The following is a 17282-nucleotide window of genomic DNA, read 5'->3' on the forward strand; positions in this document are numbered from 1 at the left end:
TACGTGACACCACCACGGGGGTGGCAGTATCACGCCAACCAAATAATCAATACTTTGGTATCAACAAACTTGGCACACTATTGAGTTCTCAAACAACAGGCGCTCCCGGCACCACCGGAAGAAAACCGCTTACCTAGAATATCATATCATATTCTGTGTTCTTAGTTTTCGTTTCCGGATCGCTCCGAAGCAACTTTTCCATCCTAGAACATTTCGTTTCCGGCTGTCAAACCCGGTCCCGATCCATCCTCTGGACGGCAACTTCTCTATCTTACCTGGCCGATCCTGCCTTGTCAAAATCGCTCTGCGCGAGCTCTTCGATCCAGCAGCATGACCTCAAGGACTTCGAAGTCTGCGCCTGGCCTCTCGGCTGTGCCGGTCACCCTGGCGCGGAATGAAACTCTAGCACCATCTCTGAGCGAATGTAAACTTCGCGTGAAGTCGGCTTCGGATCCTTGTCCTGACGGGGATCCAGCCGGGTCGAGCCCCTTCTTCTCAAGCTCTGTCCCGTCTCTGTGCCCTCACCTCTCGGCGATGGTCCTCGGCCCTTCAGAAGGACCAGTCAGCACTCGACTTCTCCGGAGTCGATTCGCCCGCGCCCACCTCACCCCGCGGGGTGACCATGGATCAGGACTCAGCCTGCAGAAGCATCGAAGGGCGGAAGACCCACTGTCCCTGCCAGCGAGAGAAGAGCTCGAGCGCCTCCGCGAGCATGGCCGCACGGAAGAACACCGAATCGATCGCGGTGACATCGGCGTCGCTCTGCCGGTACCCCTCCAGGAACACCTCGGAGACGTCCTCGTACCACTGCCCCAGGTTCACCGGGTCGCCCTCGGAGGTCTTCCCCGCGGCGGGGTCCTCACTGGCCACCTCCATGACCAGATTCGCGAAGGACATCAACATGGTGACCACATCGCGAAGCGGCAGAGCATGATCGGACATGCCGCCGTCCTCGTTGAAGATCCAGCGCTCCCCGTCACCTTCGGCCAGATGAGCATGTGCCAGGCCCAGACCGCCGTGAACGCGCTGCAGCATCATCGGTTCGTCGACCTCGCGCAGCTGAGAGCGCATCACGTCGATGACCTCACTCATGTCCGTGCGCTCGTCATCGTCGAACTCCTCGCGCACCTGCTCCCACTGCTCACCGAGCGCGGCCTTGGCGTTGCCGGACATCTCCCTGAGCTGATCCCGGGTCTGCGGGTGCGCGCCGAAGGCACCGGCGAGATCCGCATGGAATGTCCCCAGAGCGAGGCCCATCTGGCGGGCCAGACGCTTGAAGGTCTTCCCCTCAGCCATCGCTCTCTTCGCCAGACTCCTGCCGTCAGGCGCCTGGCCGGTGGCATCGCGGATGATCGCCAGGTCCCCGGTGACCCAGGTCTCCTCGCCGCCGTCTGCCAGGGCTGCCGCCCGGTCCTCCCAGGAGCAGCTGACGATCCCCAGCACCTGCGAGATCGACGTCGCGTGCGCATCGGTCAGGGTCAAGGCGGTGTCCAGCTCCACGTCCCGTTCCGCACGCGGCCGCCGCTGGAACTCGACCACCACACGCTGATCCAGGCCTGCGTCCTCGGCCACAGCCTCCGGAGTGATCATGGTGCGCGTGACGGGACGCAGCTTCGACTCGCTCGCGGTCCGCCGGAGCTGCACCGTGAAAGGTGCCCACTGGTCGAAGTCGCCGTAGGCCTCCCCGCGCGACCGACCGTTGCGACTGCCCTGACGCCGTCGTGCCATCTCCAGCCAGGCGGCGAGGAACGCACGGTCCCGGGCGCCGTCGTAGAGCCAGACCTCATCACCGTGAGCCGCCGTCAGACGTCCGATGAAGGCGTTCTTGCCCGCCAGCGCGGACGGGCGACTACGGACAGCCACCGGCACCGCGACCCGGTCACGATGCCTTTCCCGGCGGCTGGCGACGTGGTCGACGTCGAAGATGTGCATCTCGAGGAAGAGCTGGGGGTCGGAATCCCCTGCAGGAGTGGGAAGGCGAAGTCCACCGACACGAGTCAGGCTGCGACGGCCGCGACGAGCGGGGAACCAGGGCTGATGGACCAACCAGCTCTCCATGACCTCCAGAAAGCCAGGCTGTTCCTCGCCACGCACTCGCGCCATCCACGCCTCCTCCGCCACTGATCCGACTGCCGCTCTGCGTCTTCTCCGACGGTACCGCAGGACGCCGGCGATCCGGCGCTGATCCGACCCATCTGCCGCGAATCGCTCCGGCGGACCCTCAGAGAGGCGGGATCAGTCCTGACTGCGGCGCAGCCTCGCCACTTCGTAGAGAGAGATCCCCACAGCCATGGAGGCGTTGAGCGACTCCGTGGACGAGGCGATGGGGATCGAGACGATCTGATCGCAGGTCTCCCTGACCAGTCGAGAGAGCCCTCGACCCTCGGAGCCGACCACCAGCACGATGGGTTCCCCCGCGAGCGCCAGCCCCGGCAGATCCACATCACCGTCGCCGTCCAGCCCCAGCACGAAGTACCCCTGCGCCTTCGCCTCACGCAGCGCGACGGTCAGGTTCGTCGCCCGGGCGACCGGAATGCGCGCGGCGGCCCCGGCAGAGGTCTTCCAGGCGGTGGCCGTCACCCCGGCACTGCGCCGTTCGGGGACGAGCACGCCATCGGCGTCGAAGGCCGACGCCGCACGCAGGATCGCCCCCAGATTGCGAGGGTCCGTGATGGAGTCACAGGCGACCAGCAGCGGCTGATGTGGGATGTGGCCCTTCTGCGCCTTCTGCAGGAGAGACTCGATGAGCTCCACGGCGTCGGCGTAGTCATAGGGCTCCAGGACCAGTGCGATGCCCTGATGCACGGCGTCGCCGGTGGTGTTGTCCAGCTGACGACGAGAGACCTCCTTGACGCGCACGCCCTGCTCTGCGGCATGGCCCAGCGCCTCACGGACCCGCCCGTCGGAGTCGACGTCGGTGGCCACATGCATCTCTCGAGCGGGGACCCGCTCCACGAGTGCCTCCAGCACCGCGTTGCGTCCGGCCACGACATCATCGGTGCCGTGACCTGAGCCCCGGCGCCCCCTCGAATGCTGCCCCTGCTGCTTCGACTGGGCGCGCTCGGCCAGCACCTTCTGCCGGTGCGCCTTGTGGTAGACGCGGTCCTCAGCCTTGGGAGTCGGGCCCTTGCCTTCGAGCTTCCGACGGCCCTGCCCGCCGGAGCCTGCGCTGGCGCCCTTCTTCTGCTTCTTCCGCACTGCGGCGGAACGGGGGCGAGAATCCTTAGCCATGAATGGCCTCCTTCTGGGACGCGCGAGTCAGCACCCAACGGGCGCCGTCGCGGGAGTCCTCGATCTGCACGCCGACCTCGGTCAGCTGGTCACGGATGGCATCCGCACGGGCAAAGTCCTTCTGCGCCTTGGCCTCGGCCCGCTCCGCGAGAAGCGTCTCCACCAGAGAGGACAGCGCCGCGTGGGCCGGGCCGCCCTCCGCAGCCTCCGGCTCGGGAACATCCAGGAGTCCCAGGACCGAGCTCATCGCGGCGACCTCCTGCGCCCGGGCGGTGGCCGCCTCGCCGTCCCCGGAGTCCAGGGCCGTGTTGCCGGCGCGGACCGTCTCATGGAGCACAGCCAGGGCGGCCGGGACGTTGAGGTCGTCATCCATGGCGGCGGTGAACGCCTGCGGCACGATGCCCTCATGGGTGACGCCCGCTCCTCCATCGGCACGCGCCAGGAAGGTCTCCACACGTTCGACCGCGGCCTCCGCCTCAACGAGGGAGCTCGGGCGGTAGTCCAGCTGGGAGCGGTACTGCGCCTGGCCCAGGAAGTACCGGACCGCCACCGGCCGGGCCGCGGCGAGCATCTCCTCCGGGGAGACCGTGTTGCCGAGGGACTTCGACATCTTCTCGCCCTGAAAGGTCACCATGCCGTTGTGCAGCCAGTATCGGGCGAAGCCGTCACCGGCGCCCGCGGACTGGGCGAGCTCGTTCTCGTGGTGCGGGAAACGCAGGTCCAGCCCGCCGCCATGGATGTCAAACGTGGAGCCCAGGTACTTCGTGGACATCGCCGAGCACTCCAGGTGCCAGCCTGGACGGCCTCGGCCCCAGGGCGAGTCCCAGGAGGCCGTCTCCGGCTCACCGTCCTTGTGGCCCTTCCACAGTGCGAAGTCCCGCGGATCACGCTTGCCGCGCGGATCGGCGTCGGGCGCATCCTGCATGTCCTCCACCCGCTGCCGGGTCAGCTCCCCATAGGAGGGCCAGGACCGGACGTCGAAGTAGACGTCGCCGGAGCCGTCGGCCGCCGGATAGGCGTGCCCGGCGTCCAGGAGCCGCTGGACCAGGGTGAACATCTCGGTCATATGACCGGTCGCACGGGGCTCATAGCGCGGACGGCGCACCCCGAGGGCGTCATAGGCCTCATGGAATGCCTGCTCGAAGCGGTAGGCCAGGGCGAACCACGGCTCCTGCTCCGGGTAGTCCGGCTCCGCCGCGAAGTCCGGTGCAAAGGAGGCCGCCGACTTCTCCAGGATCTTGTCATCGATGTCGGTGACATTGCGGACCGAGAGGACGTCGTAGCCGCTGTGCTCGAGCCAGCGGACCAGGATGTCGAAGGCGACGGCGGAGCGCACATGTCCCACATGAGGGCGACCCTGGACGGTGGCGCCACAGTAGTACAGCGAGACCCGGCCCTCTTCGAGAGGCTCGAAGTCGCGGACGGTCGCCGTCTTGGTGTCATAGAGTCGCAGTGCCACGGGGAAAGCCTATCCGACCTGTGCCGTCAGGGTCCGTGCCCCTTCGTGCCGGGGGATCAGCACTGCGGTGGCAGTGGCCGACACGCCCTCGCCGCGGCCGGTGAATCCCAGCCCGTCCGAGGTGGTCGCACTCAACGCCACCGGAGCCCCTGCCGCCTCGGTCAGCACCCGTTGGGCCTCCACCCGCCGCGGGCCGAACTTGGGCCGCTTGGCCACGAACTGCACGGAGATGCTGCCTATCTCGAAACCGGCATCCCGGACGATGCGGGCAGCCTCCTGCAGCAGCCGGGCTCCGGAGGCGCCTTCCAGCTCGGGGCGATCCGTGCCCAGAGTGTCCGCGCCGAAATGCACGCCCAGGTCTCCGACCCCCGCCGCGCTGAACAGCGCGTCGCAGGCTGCATGGGCCACCGCATCACCGTCAGAATGACCGGTCAGCCCCTGCTCGCCCGGCCAGTGCAGTCCGGCCAGCCACATCTCGCGCGGTTCGGAGGCCGGGGCGACGGCGTGGACGTCGTGGCCGATACCCACCCGCGGGGTGAGCACCATCGGGACACCCGGCCCCGTCTCAGCAGGGGCGGGCGCCGACACCGGCGCGAAGTCATCGTGAGCAGCTCCCGACGCCTCGGCGACAAGAGCCTCCGCGGCGAGCAGATCCGCAGGCGTGGTGATCTTCAGGGCACGCTCATGCCCCGGCACCACGACGACGTCGACCCCGAGCGCCTCGGCGATCATCGCCTCATCAGTCAGTGCCTCGGCCTCTGCGTCAGCGATGTCCCCCAGGTGGGCGAAGGCCCGCTGTAGGAACGCCAGGGTGAACCCCTGCGGAGTCTGGACCGCGCGCAGCTCAGCGCGCGGCACCGTCTCGCGAACCTGCTCAGCCTGCAGCTCGACGCCTGCAGCGCGGGATTCCGCCTCCTCGACAGGAAGGACCCGCTTGATCGTGTCGGTGACCGGGACCGCGGGCACCACGGCCTCCGAGCCCGCCTCGACCTGGCGGGCGACCCGGTGGGCGACATTCCCTGGGGTCAGCGGACGCGCGGCGTCATGGACCAGCACCGTCAGCCTCTCCGCATCCCAGCCGTGCCGGCGGGCATGGTCGGTGACGGCGTCCACGCCCCGCGCCACCGAGACCGGTCGTGAGCTCCCGCCTTCGCAGACCACGACCTCCACCCCGGTCCGGCGAGCATGGTCGGCGCCGAGTGCGGCGAGCTGCTCACGCGCCTCCGGCTCTCCGGGGAGCACCAGCACCAGCAGCTCGAGCTCCAGTCCGGGCGCGGCCTGGGCGCTCATCGCCTCCAGGGCGTGCGCCAGCAGGGGGCGTCCGCCGAGGTCCACGAGTGCCTTCGGCATCCCCTGTCCCAGACGCTGTCCGCTCCCGGCCGCCACCACGACGAGCGCCCGGTGCTGTTCAGCATCCGGGCGCTTCGTCTCAGCCGGTGCGACCTGGGGCCCCACCTGATGATTCACCTGTTCTGTGCCTCGCTGTGTGTTCGGGGCCGCAGGGTCATTTCTTCGCGGACGCCGGTTCGACGTCCTTGGGCTTCGGAGCTTCGTCCAGGACGTCATCCAGAAGCTTCTCAGCCGCATCCTCCTCGAGCTTCTTTGCCAGTGCCAGCTCCGAGACCAGGATCTGCCGAGCCTTGGCCAGCATCCGCTTCTCTCCGGCGGAGAGGCCCCGATCGTTCTCCCGACGCCACAGGTCTCGAACGACCTCGGCGACCTTGTTCACGTCGCCGGAGGCCAGCTTCTCCAGGTTGGCCTTGTACCGACGCGACCAGTTCGTCGGCTCCTCGGTGTACTCAGCCCGCAGGACGTCGAAGACGTGCTCGAGGCCCTCCTTGCCGACCACATCCCGCACGCCGACCAGGTCGACGTTCTCTGCAGGAACCTCGATGGTCAGGTCACCCTGGGAGACTCGGAGCTTCAGATACATCTTCTCCTCGCCCCGGATCGTGCGCATCTTGACTTCCTCGATGGTCGCCGCGCCGTGGTGCGGGTATACAACTGTCTCGCCGACCTCAAAAATCATGTAATTGTTCCCCTTTCCCGCAGACAAGTTTATCACGGATCACACATGAGACAGCGTGTCGAAGCACACCTCTGTCGTCGCGCGGCATAAGGTATGCCGCCGCAGTTCTTCGACAACGTGTAGAATCGCCGAAGACACCCGCCCACCGCGCGGGCCCGAGGTCGACGTCGATCTCGGGCCAGGTCAGCACCCTCCCCCGGGTGCCGACCCCCTTGTCCCCGCGCGGTCACCCTGCGGCGTGACGACTCCTGGCTCGGTCTGCGATGACGTAGTCTGGAATCGATCACCGTCGCACCGACATCGTGAGGAGACTCTCGACGTGAAGCTCGCCCCCTCCCAGGTCCGCCGTGCGGCCACGGCCTCCCTGGCGGCCATCGCCGTCATCGGCATCACCGGCTGCAGCGCCGTCAACTACCAGGCGACCACGCATCAGTACTCCGGCTCCGACGGGGTGCGCGCGGAGATCGACGACGTGAAGTTCCGCCACATCGCCTTCGTGGGCGCCGAAGAAGGCTCGCCCGCCCGTGCCATCGGCACCGTGAACAACGGCGGCACCGAGGACGTCGAGATCGCGATCAGCGCCGACGGAGAGTCCCACACCTTCACCGTCCCGGCCGGCGACGCCGTCTCCCTGGAGCACGACGAGGAGTTCATCATCGAGAACTTCCGCGGAGCCCCGGGCGACGTGCACGAGATCACCGTGAGCGTGGACGGAGAGGGCAAGGAGGTCGGCGCCTCCGTGCTCGACGGCGTCCTTCCCGAGTACCGCGCCCTGCTCCCCGACGGCTACGACGAGGCCGTGGTGGAGCACCTCGAGCACGGCCCCGACACCTGGGGCAGCGGCGCCGCGCACCACGACCCGGACGACGACGGCCACTGACCCGCCACCGGACGGAGCACACCGCCAGACGGTGCCCAGACACCAGGGAGGGCCCAGCCGAAGATCGGCTGGGCCCTCCCTGGTGTCTGGGCACTGTTCAGGCCTTCAGGGCCTCACCCAGCAGACGGCGCAGGCGCACCGGATCCACTCTCCAAAAGTCGCGCACCTGGCCGTCGATCCGCAGCACCGGGATCTCCTCGGCATGACGCGCCAACGTCTCGGGGTCCTCGGTCAGATCCACCTCGACAGGCTGGACGCCGAACTCCGCGCACACCTCGACGGTGACCGCCACAGCCTCCTCACACAGGTGACACCCCTGCTTGGTGAGCACCTCGACGAGCACCGACCGGTCATGCTGCTGCCCCGGGGACGTCTTCTGGACCATCCAGCCCTCCTGCCACGATGAACGGATCTGCCGCGGCTGCGCGCGGCGGGTACGGTCGGTCCGGAACGCTCTCAGGCCCGGACTGACATGCGTCGGAGACGACAAGACCCCGGGAGCGAAATCGCTGCCGGGGTCCATGTCAGCTCAGCGGAGCTCACTTCTTGTTGCGCCGCTGGTGACGAGTCTTGCGCAGGCGCTTGCGGTGCTTCTTCTTCGCCATACGCTTGCGGCGCTTCTTGATCACTGAGCCCATAGGGTGCAGATCCTTGTCTGTCGGTGAATAGTCGAAAGGTCTCGGAACAGTGTAGCGGTTCCGGGGCCCATGACTGGAATCGAGGGCAGCGCCCGGCCCTCAGTCGAACCAGGGGTCCAGGCCGTAGAGCGGGAAGAGCTCCCGGCGCGTCTGCATCACCGCGCGGTCCACCGCATCCGAGGGGTCGTAGCCCAGCTCCCAGGACCGCCACCACAGCTCGGCGTCGTCGTTCATACGCTCCGGAGCCTCCACCCCGCAGGTGCGCCGGACATGCTCGCGCCACGGCTCCGGGACCAGGGTGCGCAGGGGAATCGGGTCCCCGGCGGCGATCGCCGTCAGATGGGTCCAGCTGCGCGGCACCACCCGGTGCACCGAGTAGCCGCCGCCTCCGGTGGCGATCCAGCGGTCCCCACAGACCTCCTCGGCCAGCTGAGCGATGTCCAGGGCCAGCTGCCGCTGCCCGTCGATGCTCAGCCGCAGATCCGTCAGCGGGTCTTCCTCATGGGTGTCACAGCCGTGCTGGGACACCATGGCATCGGGTTCGAAGGCCCGCACCAGCGCCGGGACCACCGCATGGAAGGCCCGCAGCCAGCCGGCGTCCCCGGTCTGCGGCGGCAGCGCCACGTTCACCACGGTGCCCTCTGCGCTGGTGCCGTCCGGGGCCCGTCCGCCGATCTCTGCGGGGAATCCCGTGCCCGGATACAGCGAGACGCCGGTCTGGTGCAGTGAGATCGTCATGACCCGGGGATCGTCGTAGAAGATGTCCTGGGTGCCGTCCCCATGGTGGGCGTCCACGTCAAGGTAGACCACCTTGGACAGCCCTCCGTCCAGCAGCCGCTGGATCGCGACGGCGGCGTCGTTGTACACGCAGAACCCTCCGGCCCTGGCGCGCGCCGCATGATGCAGGCCCCCGGCGAAGTTCACCGCGTGCACCGCCTCCCCGGCGAGGATCGCCTCGGCGCATTCCAGACTCCCCTGCGCGATGCGGGCGGCTCCAGCATGCAGCTCGGCGAAGACCGGAGTGTCCTCGGTGCCCAGCCCGTGCACCGACGAGGCTGGTCCACCGGAGGCGGCGATCTTCACTGCGTCGACGTAGCCGGCGTCGTGCACGCTGAGCAGGGTCTCGTCCTCAGCGATGCCCGGGGAGATCACCCGGACCAGAGGATCATCGAGGATCCCGAACTCCCGGCACAGCCGCTGGGTCAGATCCAGCCGCACAGGATCCATCGGGTGGGTGGCGTGGAAGCGATACTCCAGCAGCGCCGGATCCCAGACCACGGCGGTGGGCACGGCAGCTCGGAACGAGGTCGGAGTCACACCGCGAGCCTACGCCAGGGGCACTCGGCCCGGCGATCCAGGACGGGATGTGTCACGCTCAGGCGCTCTCCGCGAAGTGCTCCAGCTTTGTGACGTCTCCGGAGACGATGATGGTGTCCCCCGGAGAGACCAGGGTGTCCGGCTGGGCATAGACAAACTCCCGGCCTGGGGACTTCACCCCCACCACGTTCACGCCATGGCGGCGTCGCGGCTGGCACTGGTCGATGGTCTTGCCCTGCAGGTCCTTCGGCGGGCGCATCTTGACGATGGCGAAGTCGTCGTCGAACTTGATGAAGTCCATCATCTGCCCGGACACCAGGTGCGCCGCACGCACCCCGGCGTCATGCTCCGGGTAGATCACATGGTGGCAGCCGATCCGCTTGAGGATCTTCCCATGGGTCGGGTTGATGGCCTTGGCCCAGACGTGCTTCACACCCAGGTCGACCAGATTCACCGCGATCAGCACCGAGGACTCGATGGAGGTACCCACCCCCACCACCGCCGAGTCGAACTCGTCGGCACCGATCTGGCGCAGCGCCTCGATGTCGGTCGCATCGGCCTCCAGGACATGGGTCAGCGTGTCCGAGTACTTCTGCACCAGCCCGCGGTGCCGCTCGACGGCCAGCACCTCCTTGCCCTGCGCGATGAGCTGCTCGGCCAGGGCTATGCCGAACCTGCCCAGCCCGACGACCAGGACCGGTCGGTTGCGTTGTTGGCGGCGATCACCCAAGGATCGGCCTCCCCTCCGGATAGCGGTAGCGCGTGCTGCGCTGACGCACGGTCAGCGCAGCCGCGAATGAAATGATGCCCACACGGCCGGCGAACATCAAGGCGGCGAGGATGTACAGGCCCGACGGCGGCAGCTCCGAGGTCAGCCCTGAGGTCAGCCCCACCGTCCCGAACGCCGATATCGACTCATACAACGGCCGCTCCATGTCCAGCCCTGAGATGCTCATCAGCGCCAGCGTGGAGAGGAGCACCATGGTCGCACCCATCGCCACCACAGAGACTGCCACACGGACCGTCGAGGACGGGATGGTCCGGGCATGCGCCACCGATTCCTTGTGCCCCCGCGCCTCAGCCAGGAACGCCAGCCAGATCACCGCGATGGTGGTGACCTTGATGCCGCCCGCCGTGGACACCGAGCCCCCGCCGGCGAACATCAGGGCGTCGGAGATGAGCATGGTGGTGGAGTTCTCCTCGTTGGAGGTCACCACCGAGAACCCTCCGGAACGCATGTTCACCGAGGCGAACAGCGAGCTCTGCAGCTTCTCCCACATCGGCATGTCACCGATGGTGGCGTTGTTGTTCCACTCCATGAACGCGTAGATCGCCGCCCCCGCCACCATCAGCAGCGTGGTGACCTCCACGGTGAGCTTGGCGTGGATGTTCCAGCTGCGGAAGTGCCAGCGGAAACGCCACAGCACATAGAGCACCGGGAAGCCCAGGCTGCCCAGGAAGACACCGATCATGATCGTCCACACCGAGATGGGGTCATAGCCGATGCCGGCCAGCCCGTCCGAGTGGATCACGAATCCGGCGTTGTTGAACGCGGAGATGGCATAGAAGACCCCGTGCCAGAGGCCGGTGAGCACGTCACCCTCGATGGCGATCAGCCGCGGCACCAGCACCGCGGCCAGCGCCGCCTCGATCGCCAGGGAGATGATGATGACGATGCGGATCAGACTGGCGACCTCGCCGAGCTGGTCAGTCTTCCAGCCCTCCTGCGCCACCAGCTTGGTGCGCACGCCCAAGCTCCGCGAGACGCTGGCTGCCAGCACCGACGCCACCGTGAGGATCCCCAGCCCGCCGAGCTGGATGGCCACGATGATGATGACCTGCCCGGCCAGGGACCAGTGGTCCGCGGTGTTGACCGGGGTCAGCCCTGTCACCGAGACGGCGGAGGTCGCCACGAACAGCGCCTCGGGCAACGACGCGGACCGTCCGCTGGAGGTCGCCCACGGCAGCATGAGCAGGGAGGTGAAGACGGCGATCGCGAAGGCGAAGATCAGCAGCGCCGCACGCGCCGGGGATGCCCCGGCGATGCCCTTGAGCCAGCCCACGAAATCGGTCCGCAGGCCTCCCCCGGCCTGCGGCTGTGCGTCCCTCTTCATGGGTGAAAGCCTAGACCTGTTCGTTCAGTTCCGCGGTCATCTCTGCGGAGCGGTGCGCGCTGGCCTTCACGGCCGCCACCACTGCGGCGGCGACGCCATGTTCGTCCAGCCGACCGATGGCCCGCTCGGTGGTGCCGTTGGGCGAGCAGACGGCCTTCCGCAGCGCCGCAGCGTCGGCCGCTCCGGCGTCATGGTTCTCCACCAGCATCCGGCCTGCCCCGTGGACCGTGTGGGCGGCCAGGTCGGCGGCCAGGGCAGGGTCCAGTCCGAGCTCGACCCCGGCGGCCGCCATGTGCTCGGCCAGGTAGAAGGCATAGGCCGGCCCTGAACCGGAGATGCCGGTGAGGGCGTCGATCTGCGCCTCCTCGATCACGTGGACGGCTCCGCAGGCCTCCAGCAGGCCCTGGACTGCGGCGACCTGCTGCTCCGTGGCATGGGCGCCGGGCACCAGCCCGACGACGCCGATCCCCACCGAGAGCGGTGTGTTCGGCATCGAGCGGATCACCGGCTGGTCCGCGCGCAGGGCCCCCTGGATCATCTGCAGGTCCACGGCAGCGGCCACCGAGACCACCACCGCCTCGGGCTTCACCGCCTCGCGGATCTCCTCGCACAGCGCCACGATCCCATGCGGCTTCACGCCCAGGAAGACGACGTCGGCCTCGGCCACCGCACGCCGGTTCGCCTCGGCGTCATCCTCTTCCGCGAGCACGGTGATGCCGTGCTGCTCGGCCCGCGCCTGCGCGGAGGCCGCCGATCGGGAGGTCGCGACGACATGGTCACGGGCCACTCCCGAGGCAAGAAAGCCGGCCAGGATGGCTCCATTCATAGAACCGAGTCCGAGCATGGCGATGCGCATCAGTGGGTCTCCTCATCCGTGTCATGGGCACTCCCCGAGGCCTGAGCCCGGGATGCCCCTCGTGCCAGGTGGTGCCGGGCGAACTCCAGAGATTCTGCCAGCCATCGTTCCTTCTCGCCCACCTGCTTCGCTCCGCGGGTGGCCACCTCGACCGCGACGACGCCCCGGAAGCCCTCGCCGTCGGCGAAGTCCGGAGAGGCGATGAGCTCCAAGGTCTCGGCCACCGGCTGCTCCCCGTGGCCCGGGATGAGGTGATCGTCCTTGAACCCGTTGGACCAGCCGTCGGTGAGGTGGACGTGCTTGAGCCGACCGCCGAGCCGTCGGCAGGACTCCAGGGAGTCCGCCTCCGCCGTGGCCGCATGGGAGAAGTCCCACGTCACATGGGGATAGTTCTGATCCACCGGGTCCCAATGCGGCAAGTACATCGCCGCAGTACGTCCGCCGGCCCTCCACGGGTACATGTTCTCCACGGCGAAGCGGACGCCCGTGTCCTCCTCCAGCGTGGCGATGCCCTCGGCGAAACGCTCCGCGTAGCCCGCCTGCCAGCGGAAGGGCGGATGCGCCACCACCGTGTCGCATCCGACGGCGGCCGCGAGCTTGGCGCTGCGCCGCAGCTTCTCCCAGGCCGAGCCCCATACCTGCTGGGTGAGGAGCAGCGTCGGCGCGTGGATCGCCGTCACCGGCAGCCCGAAGCGCCAGGAGAGCTCGTTGAGCACCGCAGACTGCTGGGTCTCGGCCCTATGGGTGACCATCACCTCCATGGCGTCGTAGCCGAGGTCCTCCGCGATGGAGAATCCCTCGGCCACCCCGAGCGGGTAGATCGAGGAGGTCGACAGGGCCACCGGAATGCGATGCTCAGCGGTGGGCATGCTCAACCGCCGCTCGTGAGGCCGCGACGTCATCCCGCCTCGGCCGGTTCAGTTCACGGGCGAGGTCCACATGGCCCACGCCGGGAGCATGGGAGACCTCCACCGCGTTCTCTCGCACCAGCGCGTCCAGCCGGCGCAGGATGAGCCCCTCGCGCAGGGCCCAGGGACAGATCTGCAGCTCCTCGACGCCGAACGCACGCATCGCCGTCTCGGCCACCAGAGCTCCTGCGAAGACCTGCCGGGCACGGATCGTGGAGACGCCGGGCAGCTCCGCCCGCTCGGCCGCGCTCATCAGCCCCAGCCTCTTGACCAGCGCCTTCAGATCCTTGTGCGTCAGGACCCGAGGCTCGTACGGTCCGGCCGCCGACGGGGCGGCGCCGGTCATCCGGGCCAGGGAGCGGAACGTCTTGGAGGTGGCCAGCACCTCGGTGTGCGAGTTGGGCGTCGGGAACTCCAGACGGGCCGCCTCGACCTCCTCCCGCACATAGGTCTTCAGCGCCTTGATCTGGTCCTTGGTGGGCGGATCATCAGGCAGCCAGTCTCGCGTCAGCCGACCGGCCCCCAGCGGCACCGACATCGCGGAGGTGGGCAGCTCGTCCTGCCCGTAGGCGATCTCGAAGGAGCCGCCGCCGATGTCGAAGTTCAGGATGTGCCCCGCGCTCCACCCGCGCCAGCGGCGCGCCGCCAGGAAGGTCATCGCCGACTCCTGGGCACCGGTGAGCTCCATGAGCTCCACATCGGTCTGGGCGGCCACCCGGGCCAGCACCTCGTCGCCGTTGGTGGCCTCCCGGATCGCCGAGGTGCAGAACGACAGCAGGTCCTCGGCCCGATGACGGGCCGCGAAGCGGGCGGCCTCATCGATGAAGCCGATCAGCTCCTCCTGCCCCTGAACGGTGATCGCACCATCGGAGTCCAGATGCCTGACCAGGGAGAGCGGGCGCTTGTGCGAAGCGAAGGCCTCCGGCTTGGCCCCGATATGGGCGTCCACCAGAAGCAGATGGACGGTGTTGGAACCGATGTCGAGCACGCCCAGACGCATGGTGCCCTACTTCCCCGAACCGGCGGTGGCCGCCTTCTTGGTGGAGGCCTTCTTCGCTGAGGAGCTCTTCTTCGCCGACGAGGACTTCGAGCCGGAGCCCGCCGTGCGACCGCCCTTCTTCGCCGGCGCCTTGGCCCGCTTCTCGGCCAACAGCTCGAAGGCCCGATCCTTGGTCAGCGACTCCACCGAGGTGCCCCGCGGGACCGTCATGTTGGTCTCGCCGTCGGTGACATAGGGCCCGAAACGACCGTCCTTGACCACGACGGGCTTCTCCGACGTGGGGTCCTGCCCGAACTCGGCCAGCGGCTTCGCCGCCTGACGCCGTCCACGCTGCTTGGGCTGGGCATAGATCGCCTGGGCCTGCTCCAGCGTGACCGTGAACAGCTGCTCCTCGGACTCCAGCGAGCGAGAGTCGGCGCCCTTCTTCAGGTACGGGCCGAACCGGCCGTTCTGCGCGGTGATCTCCTCGCCGTCGGCGTCGAGGCCGACCACCCGCGGCAGCGAGAGCAGCTTCAGCGCATCCTCCAGCGTCACGGTCTCCAGGGACATGTCCTTGAGCAGCGAGCCGGTGCGCGGCTTCACCTTCGCCGGCTTCTTCTTCGGCTTGGGCTTGCCGTTCTTGTAATACTCGGTCGGCTGCGCGTCCATGTGCGCCTGGACCTGCTCCTCGGTCATCTCCTCGACGACCTCAGTCACATAGGGGCCGTAGCGACCGTCCTTGGCGACGATCTCCCGGCCTGTCTCCGGATCATGGCCGAGCACCCGCCCAGAATGCTGGGCCTGCTCGAAGAGCTCCTCAGCGCGTGTGGCGGTCAGCTCGTCCGGGGCCAGCTCCTCCGGGATGTTCGCCCGCAGCGGCTGTGCCGCCTCGTCGCCCTCAGCGGCCGGACGTTCCAGATAGGGTCCGTAGCGACCCACTCGCAGCGTGACGCCCTCGGCGATCTCCATGGAGTTGATCGCCCGGGCGTCGATCTCGCCGAGGTTGTCGACGACATGTCGCAGGCCCTCTACGCCGCTGTCGGCACCGAAGTAGAAGCCCTGCAGCCAAGCCTCACGCTCGATCTCCCCGCGAGCGATCTGGTCGAGGTCGTCCTCCATCCGGGCGGTGAAGTCATAGTCCACGTAGCGGCCGAAGTGCTCCTCCAGCAGACGGATCACCGAGAAGGCAGTCCAGGAGGGCACCAGTGCGGAGCCGCGCTTCGTGACATAGCCACGGTCCATGATGGTGGAGATAGTGGGCGCATACGTGGAGGGGCGGCCGATCTCCCGCTTTTCGAGCTCTGCGACGATGCTCGCCTCCGTATAGCGAGCCGGCGGTGTGGTCTCGTGCCCCTTGGCCCGGACGTCCTCGCCGGTGATGGACTCGCCCTTCTCCAGCTTCGGCAGGCGCTTGTCCCCGGATCCGGAGGCGTCGTCCTTCTCCTCGCCGTCACCGGCGGTCTTCTCCCGGATCTCCTCATAGGCGGCGAAGAAGCCCGGAAAGGTGATGACCGTGCCGGAGGCGCCGAAGGTGGCCCTGCGCCCGTCCGCGGCCTGCCCGGTGAGCCGCACTGAGGCGGTGAAGCCCTTGGCGTCGGCCATCTGCGAAGCGATCGTGCGCTTCCAGACCAGCTCGTAGAGGCGGAACTCCTCCTTGGACAGCTCCCCGGCCACCTGGCCCGGCGTGCGGAAGTGGTCACCGGCCGGACGGATAGCCTCGTGGGCCTCCTGGGCCGAGTCGCTCTTCTTCGCGTAGTGGCGCGGCTTCTCCGGCACCGACTCCGGCCCATACAGCTCGGCGGCCTGACGACGCGCGGCGGTGATCGCCTCCGTGGACAGCGTCACCGAGTCGGTACGCATATAGGTGATGTAGCCGTTCTCATACAGCCGCTGGGCCACCTGCATGGTGACCTTGGAGGAGAAGCGCAGGCGCCGAGAGGCCTCCTGCTGCAGCGTGGAGGTGGTGAACGCCGGTGAAGGACGGCGGCTGTAGGGCTTCTCCTCGAGGGAGTCGACCTCGAAGCTGGCCTTCGTCAGACCCTCGGCCAGCGACTCTGCCGCCTCTCGGTCCAGCACCGTGACCTCGGACTTCGAGCGAGTGGACTTCAGCTGCCCTCGATCATCGAAGTCGGAGCCGGAGGCCACGCGGGCGCCGTCGACGGCATACAACTTCGCGGAGAAGGACTCGTCACCCTCCGTGGTGAAGGTGCCCGAGAGGTCCCAGTAGGAGGCCGGGATGAACGCCATGCGCTCACGCTCACGTTCCACGACCAGGCGGGTGGCCACCGACTGCACACGGCCCGCGGAGAGTCCGCGGCCGATCTTGCGCCACAGCACCGGCGAGATCTCATAGCCGTAGAGGCGGTCCAGGATCCGACGGGTCTCCTGTGCGTCGACCAGGTCCTCGTCGATCTGGCGGACGTTGTCCAGGGCCCGGGTGATGCCTTCCCTGGTGATCTCGGTGAAGGTCATCCGGTAGACCGGGACCTTGGGCTTGAGCACCTCGAGCAGGTGCCACGCGATGGCCTCGCCCTCGCGGTCGGCGTCCGTGGCGAGATAGAGCTCGCTGGCCTCCTTGAGCGCGCGCTTGAGCTCGGCGACCTTCTTCTTCTTCGACTCGGAGATCACGTAATAGGGCTCGAAACCGCCCTCCGGGTTGACCGCGAACTTCCCGAACGGGCCCTTCTTCATCTCCGCAGGAAGGTCCGAGGGCTGCGGCAGATCACGGATGTGTCCGGCCGAGGCGTCGACGATGAAGTCGTCACCCAGGTACTTGGCGATCGACCTGCTCTTGGCGGGCGACTCGACGATCACCAGCTTCTTGCCTGCTGCGGCCTTGGGGGGCACTGCTCTCCTCGACGTCGGGTTGGG

Annotated in this window: 15 protein-coding genes; 1 reads left to right on the forward strand and 14 read right to left on the reverse strand. The window is 67.9% G+C overall.

The genetic code is table 11. From position 1 onward, the window contains the following. Nucleotides 1-627: 627 nt before the first annotated feature. From ODE13_RS05580 to ODE13_RS05600, 5 genes are all read right to left on the reverse strand, one after another. The gene (locus tag ODE13_RS05580; RefSeq protein ID WP_322478367.1) at nucleotides 628-2103 is read right to left on the reverse strand and encodes a maltokinase N-terminal cap-like domain-containing protein; all 1476 of its coding nucleotides are present in this window, start codon (nucleotides 2101-2103) and stop codon (nucleotides 628-630) included. 132 nt (nucleotides 2104-2235) lie between these two features. Beyond that, entirely contained in the window at nucleotides 2236-3231 is a 996-nt protein-coding gene (gene rlmB, locus ODE13_RS05585; RefSeq protein WP_322478368.1) for a 23S rRNA (guanosine(2251)-2'-O)-methyltransferase RlmB, read from the reverse strand. Further along, the gene (gene cysS, locus ODE13_RS05590; protein ID WP_322478369.1) at nucleotides 3224-4690 is read right to left on the reverse strand and encodes a cysteine--tRNA ligase; all 1467 of its coding nucleotides are present in this window, start codon (nucleotides 4688-4690) and stop codon (nucleotides 3224-3226) included. The genes rlmB and cysS overlap by 8 nt, the downstream gene beginning before the upstream one ends. Before the next feature lie 9 nt (nucleotides 4691-4699). Continuing rightward, nucleotides 4700-6145: a 2-C-methyl-D-erythritol 2,4-cyclodiphosphate synthase gene (gene ispF, locus ODE13_RS05595; RefSeq protein WP_416210574.1), complete on the reverse strand. Its 1446-nt coding sequence runs from the start codon at nucleotides 6143-6145 to the stop codon at nucleotides 4700-4702. 49 nt (nucleotides 6146-6194) lie between these two features. Further along, a complete protein-coding gene (locus ODE13_RS05600; protein WP_322478371.1) occupies nucleotides 6195-6719 on the reverse strand; it encodes a CarD family transcriptional regulator in 525 nt (174 codons plus the stop codon). A gap of 319 nt (nucleotides 6720-7038) precedes the next feature. Here ODE13_RS05600 and ODE13_RS05605 point away from each other — a divergent pair, with 319 nt between their 5' ends. Further along, a complete protein-coding gene (locus tag ODE13_RS05605; protein WP_322478372.1) occupies nucleotides 7039-7599 on the forward strand; it encodes a hypothetical protein in 561 nt (186 codons plus the stop codon). Nucleotides 7600-7696: 97 nt separating this feature from the next. On the opposite strand, the gene ODE13_RS05610 is transcribed toward ODE13_RS05605, so the two are convergent. The 9 genes from ODE13_RS05610 to topA form a co-directional block, all read right to left on the reverse strand. Then, nucleotides 7697-7984 carry a glutaredoxin family protein gene (locus tag ODE13_RS05610; RefSeq protein WP_179541117.1) on the reverse strand — a complete coding sequence of 96 codons (288 nt, stop codon included), beginning with the start codon at nucleotides 7982-7984 and terminating at the stop codon, nucleotides 7697-7699. A gap of 154 nt (nucleotides 7985-8138) precedes the next feature. After that, a complete protein-coding gene (locus tag ODE13_RS05615) occupies nucleotides 8139-8237 on the reverse strand; it encodes a 30S ribosomal protein bS22 (protein ID WP_081652675.1) in 99 nt (32 codons plus the stop codon). Nucleotides 8238-8336: 99 nt separating this feature from the next. After that, complete coding sequence (locus ODE13_RS05620; protein WP_416210576.1) at nucleotides 8337-9554, reverse strand: acetoin utilization protein AcuC; 1218 nt, start codon at nucleotides 9552-9554, stop codon at nucleotides 8337-8339. Between the two features lie 58 nt (nucleotides 9555-9612). Beyond that, nucleotides 9613-10284 (reverse strand): potassium channel family protein, encoded by a 672-nt coding sequence (locus tag ODE13_RS05625; protein ID WP_179541118.1) that lies wholly within the window; start codon nucleotides 10282-10284, stop codon nucleotides 9613-9615. After that, nucleotides 10277-11668: a TrkH family potassium uptake protein gene (locus ODE13_RS05630; RefSeq protein ID WP_322478373.1), complete on the reverse strand. Its 1392-nt coding sequence runs from the start codon at nucleotides 11666-11668 to the stop codon at nucleotides 10277-10279. Before ODE13_RS05630 ends, ODE13_RS05625 begins: the two co-directional genes overlap by 8 nt. Nucleotides 11669-11678: 10 nt before the next feature. Then, entirely contained in the window at nucleotides 11679-12524 is an 846-nt protein-coding gene (proC, locus tag ODE13_RS05635) for a pyrroline-5-carboxylate reductase (RefSeq protein WP_322478374.1), read from the reverse strand. Beyond that, nucleotides 12524-13393, reverse strand: coding sequence for a sugar phosphate isomerase/epimerase (locus ODE13_RS05640; RefSeq protein ID WP_322478375.1), 870 nt, complete (start codon nucleotides 13391-13393; stop codon nucleotides 12524-12526). Before ODE13_RS05640 ends, proC begins: the two co-directional genes overlap by 1 nt. Continuing rightward, entirely contained in the window at nucleotides 13380-14432 is a 1053-nt protein-coding gene (locus ODE13_RS05645; RefSeq protein ID WP_179541121.1) for a Ppx/GppA family phosphatase, read from the reverse strand. Before ODE13_RS05645 ends, ODE13_RS05640 begins: the two co-directional genes overlap by 14 nt. A gap of 6 nt (nucleotides 14433-14438) precedes the next feature. Continuing rightward, on the reverse strand, nucleotides 14439-17258 hold the full coding sequence (gene topA / locus ODE13_RS05650) for a type I DNA topoisomerase (RefSeq protein ID WP_322478376.1): 2820 nt from the start codon (nucleotides 17256-17258) through the stop codon (nucleotides 14439-14441). Between the last annotated feature and the right edge of the window lie 24 nt (nucleotides 17259-17282).

Source organism: Nesterenkonia sp. HG001, from assembly GCF_034438835.1.
Taxonomy (GTDB): Bacteria; Actinomycetota; Actinomycetes; order Actinomycetales; family Micrococcaceae; genus Nesterenkonia; species Nesterenkonia xinjiangensis.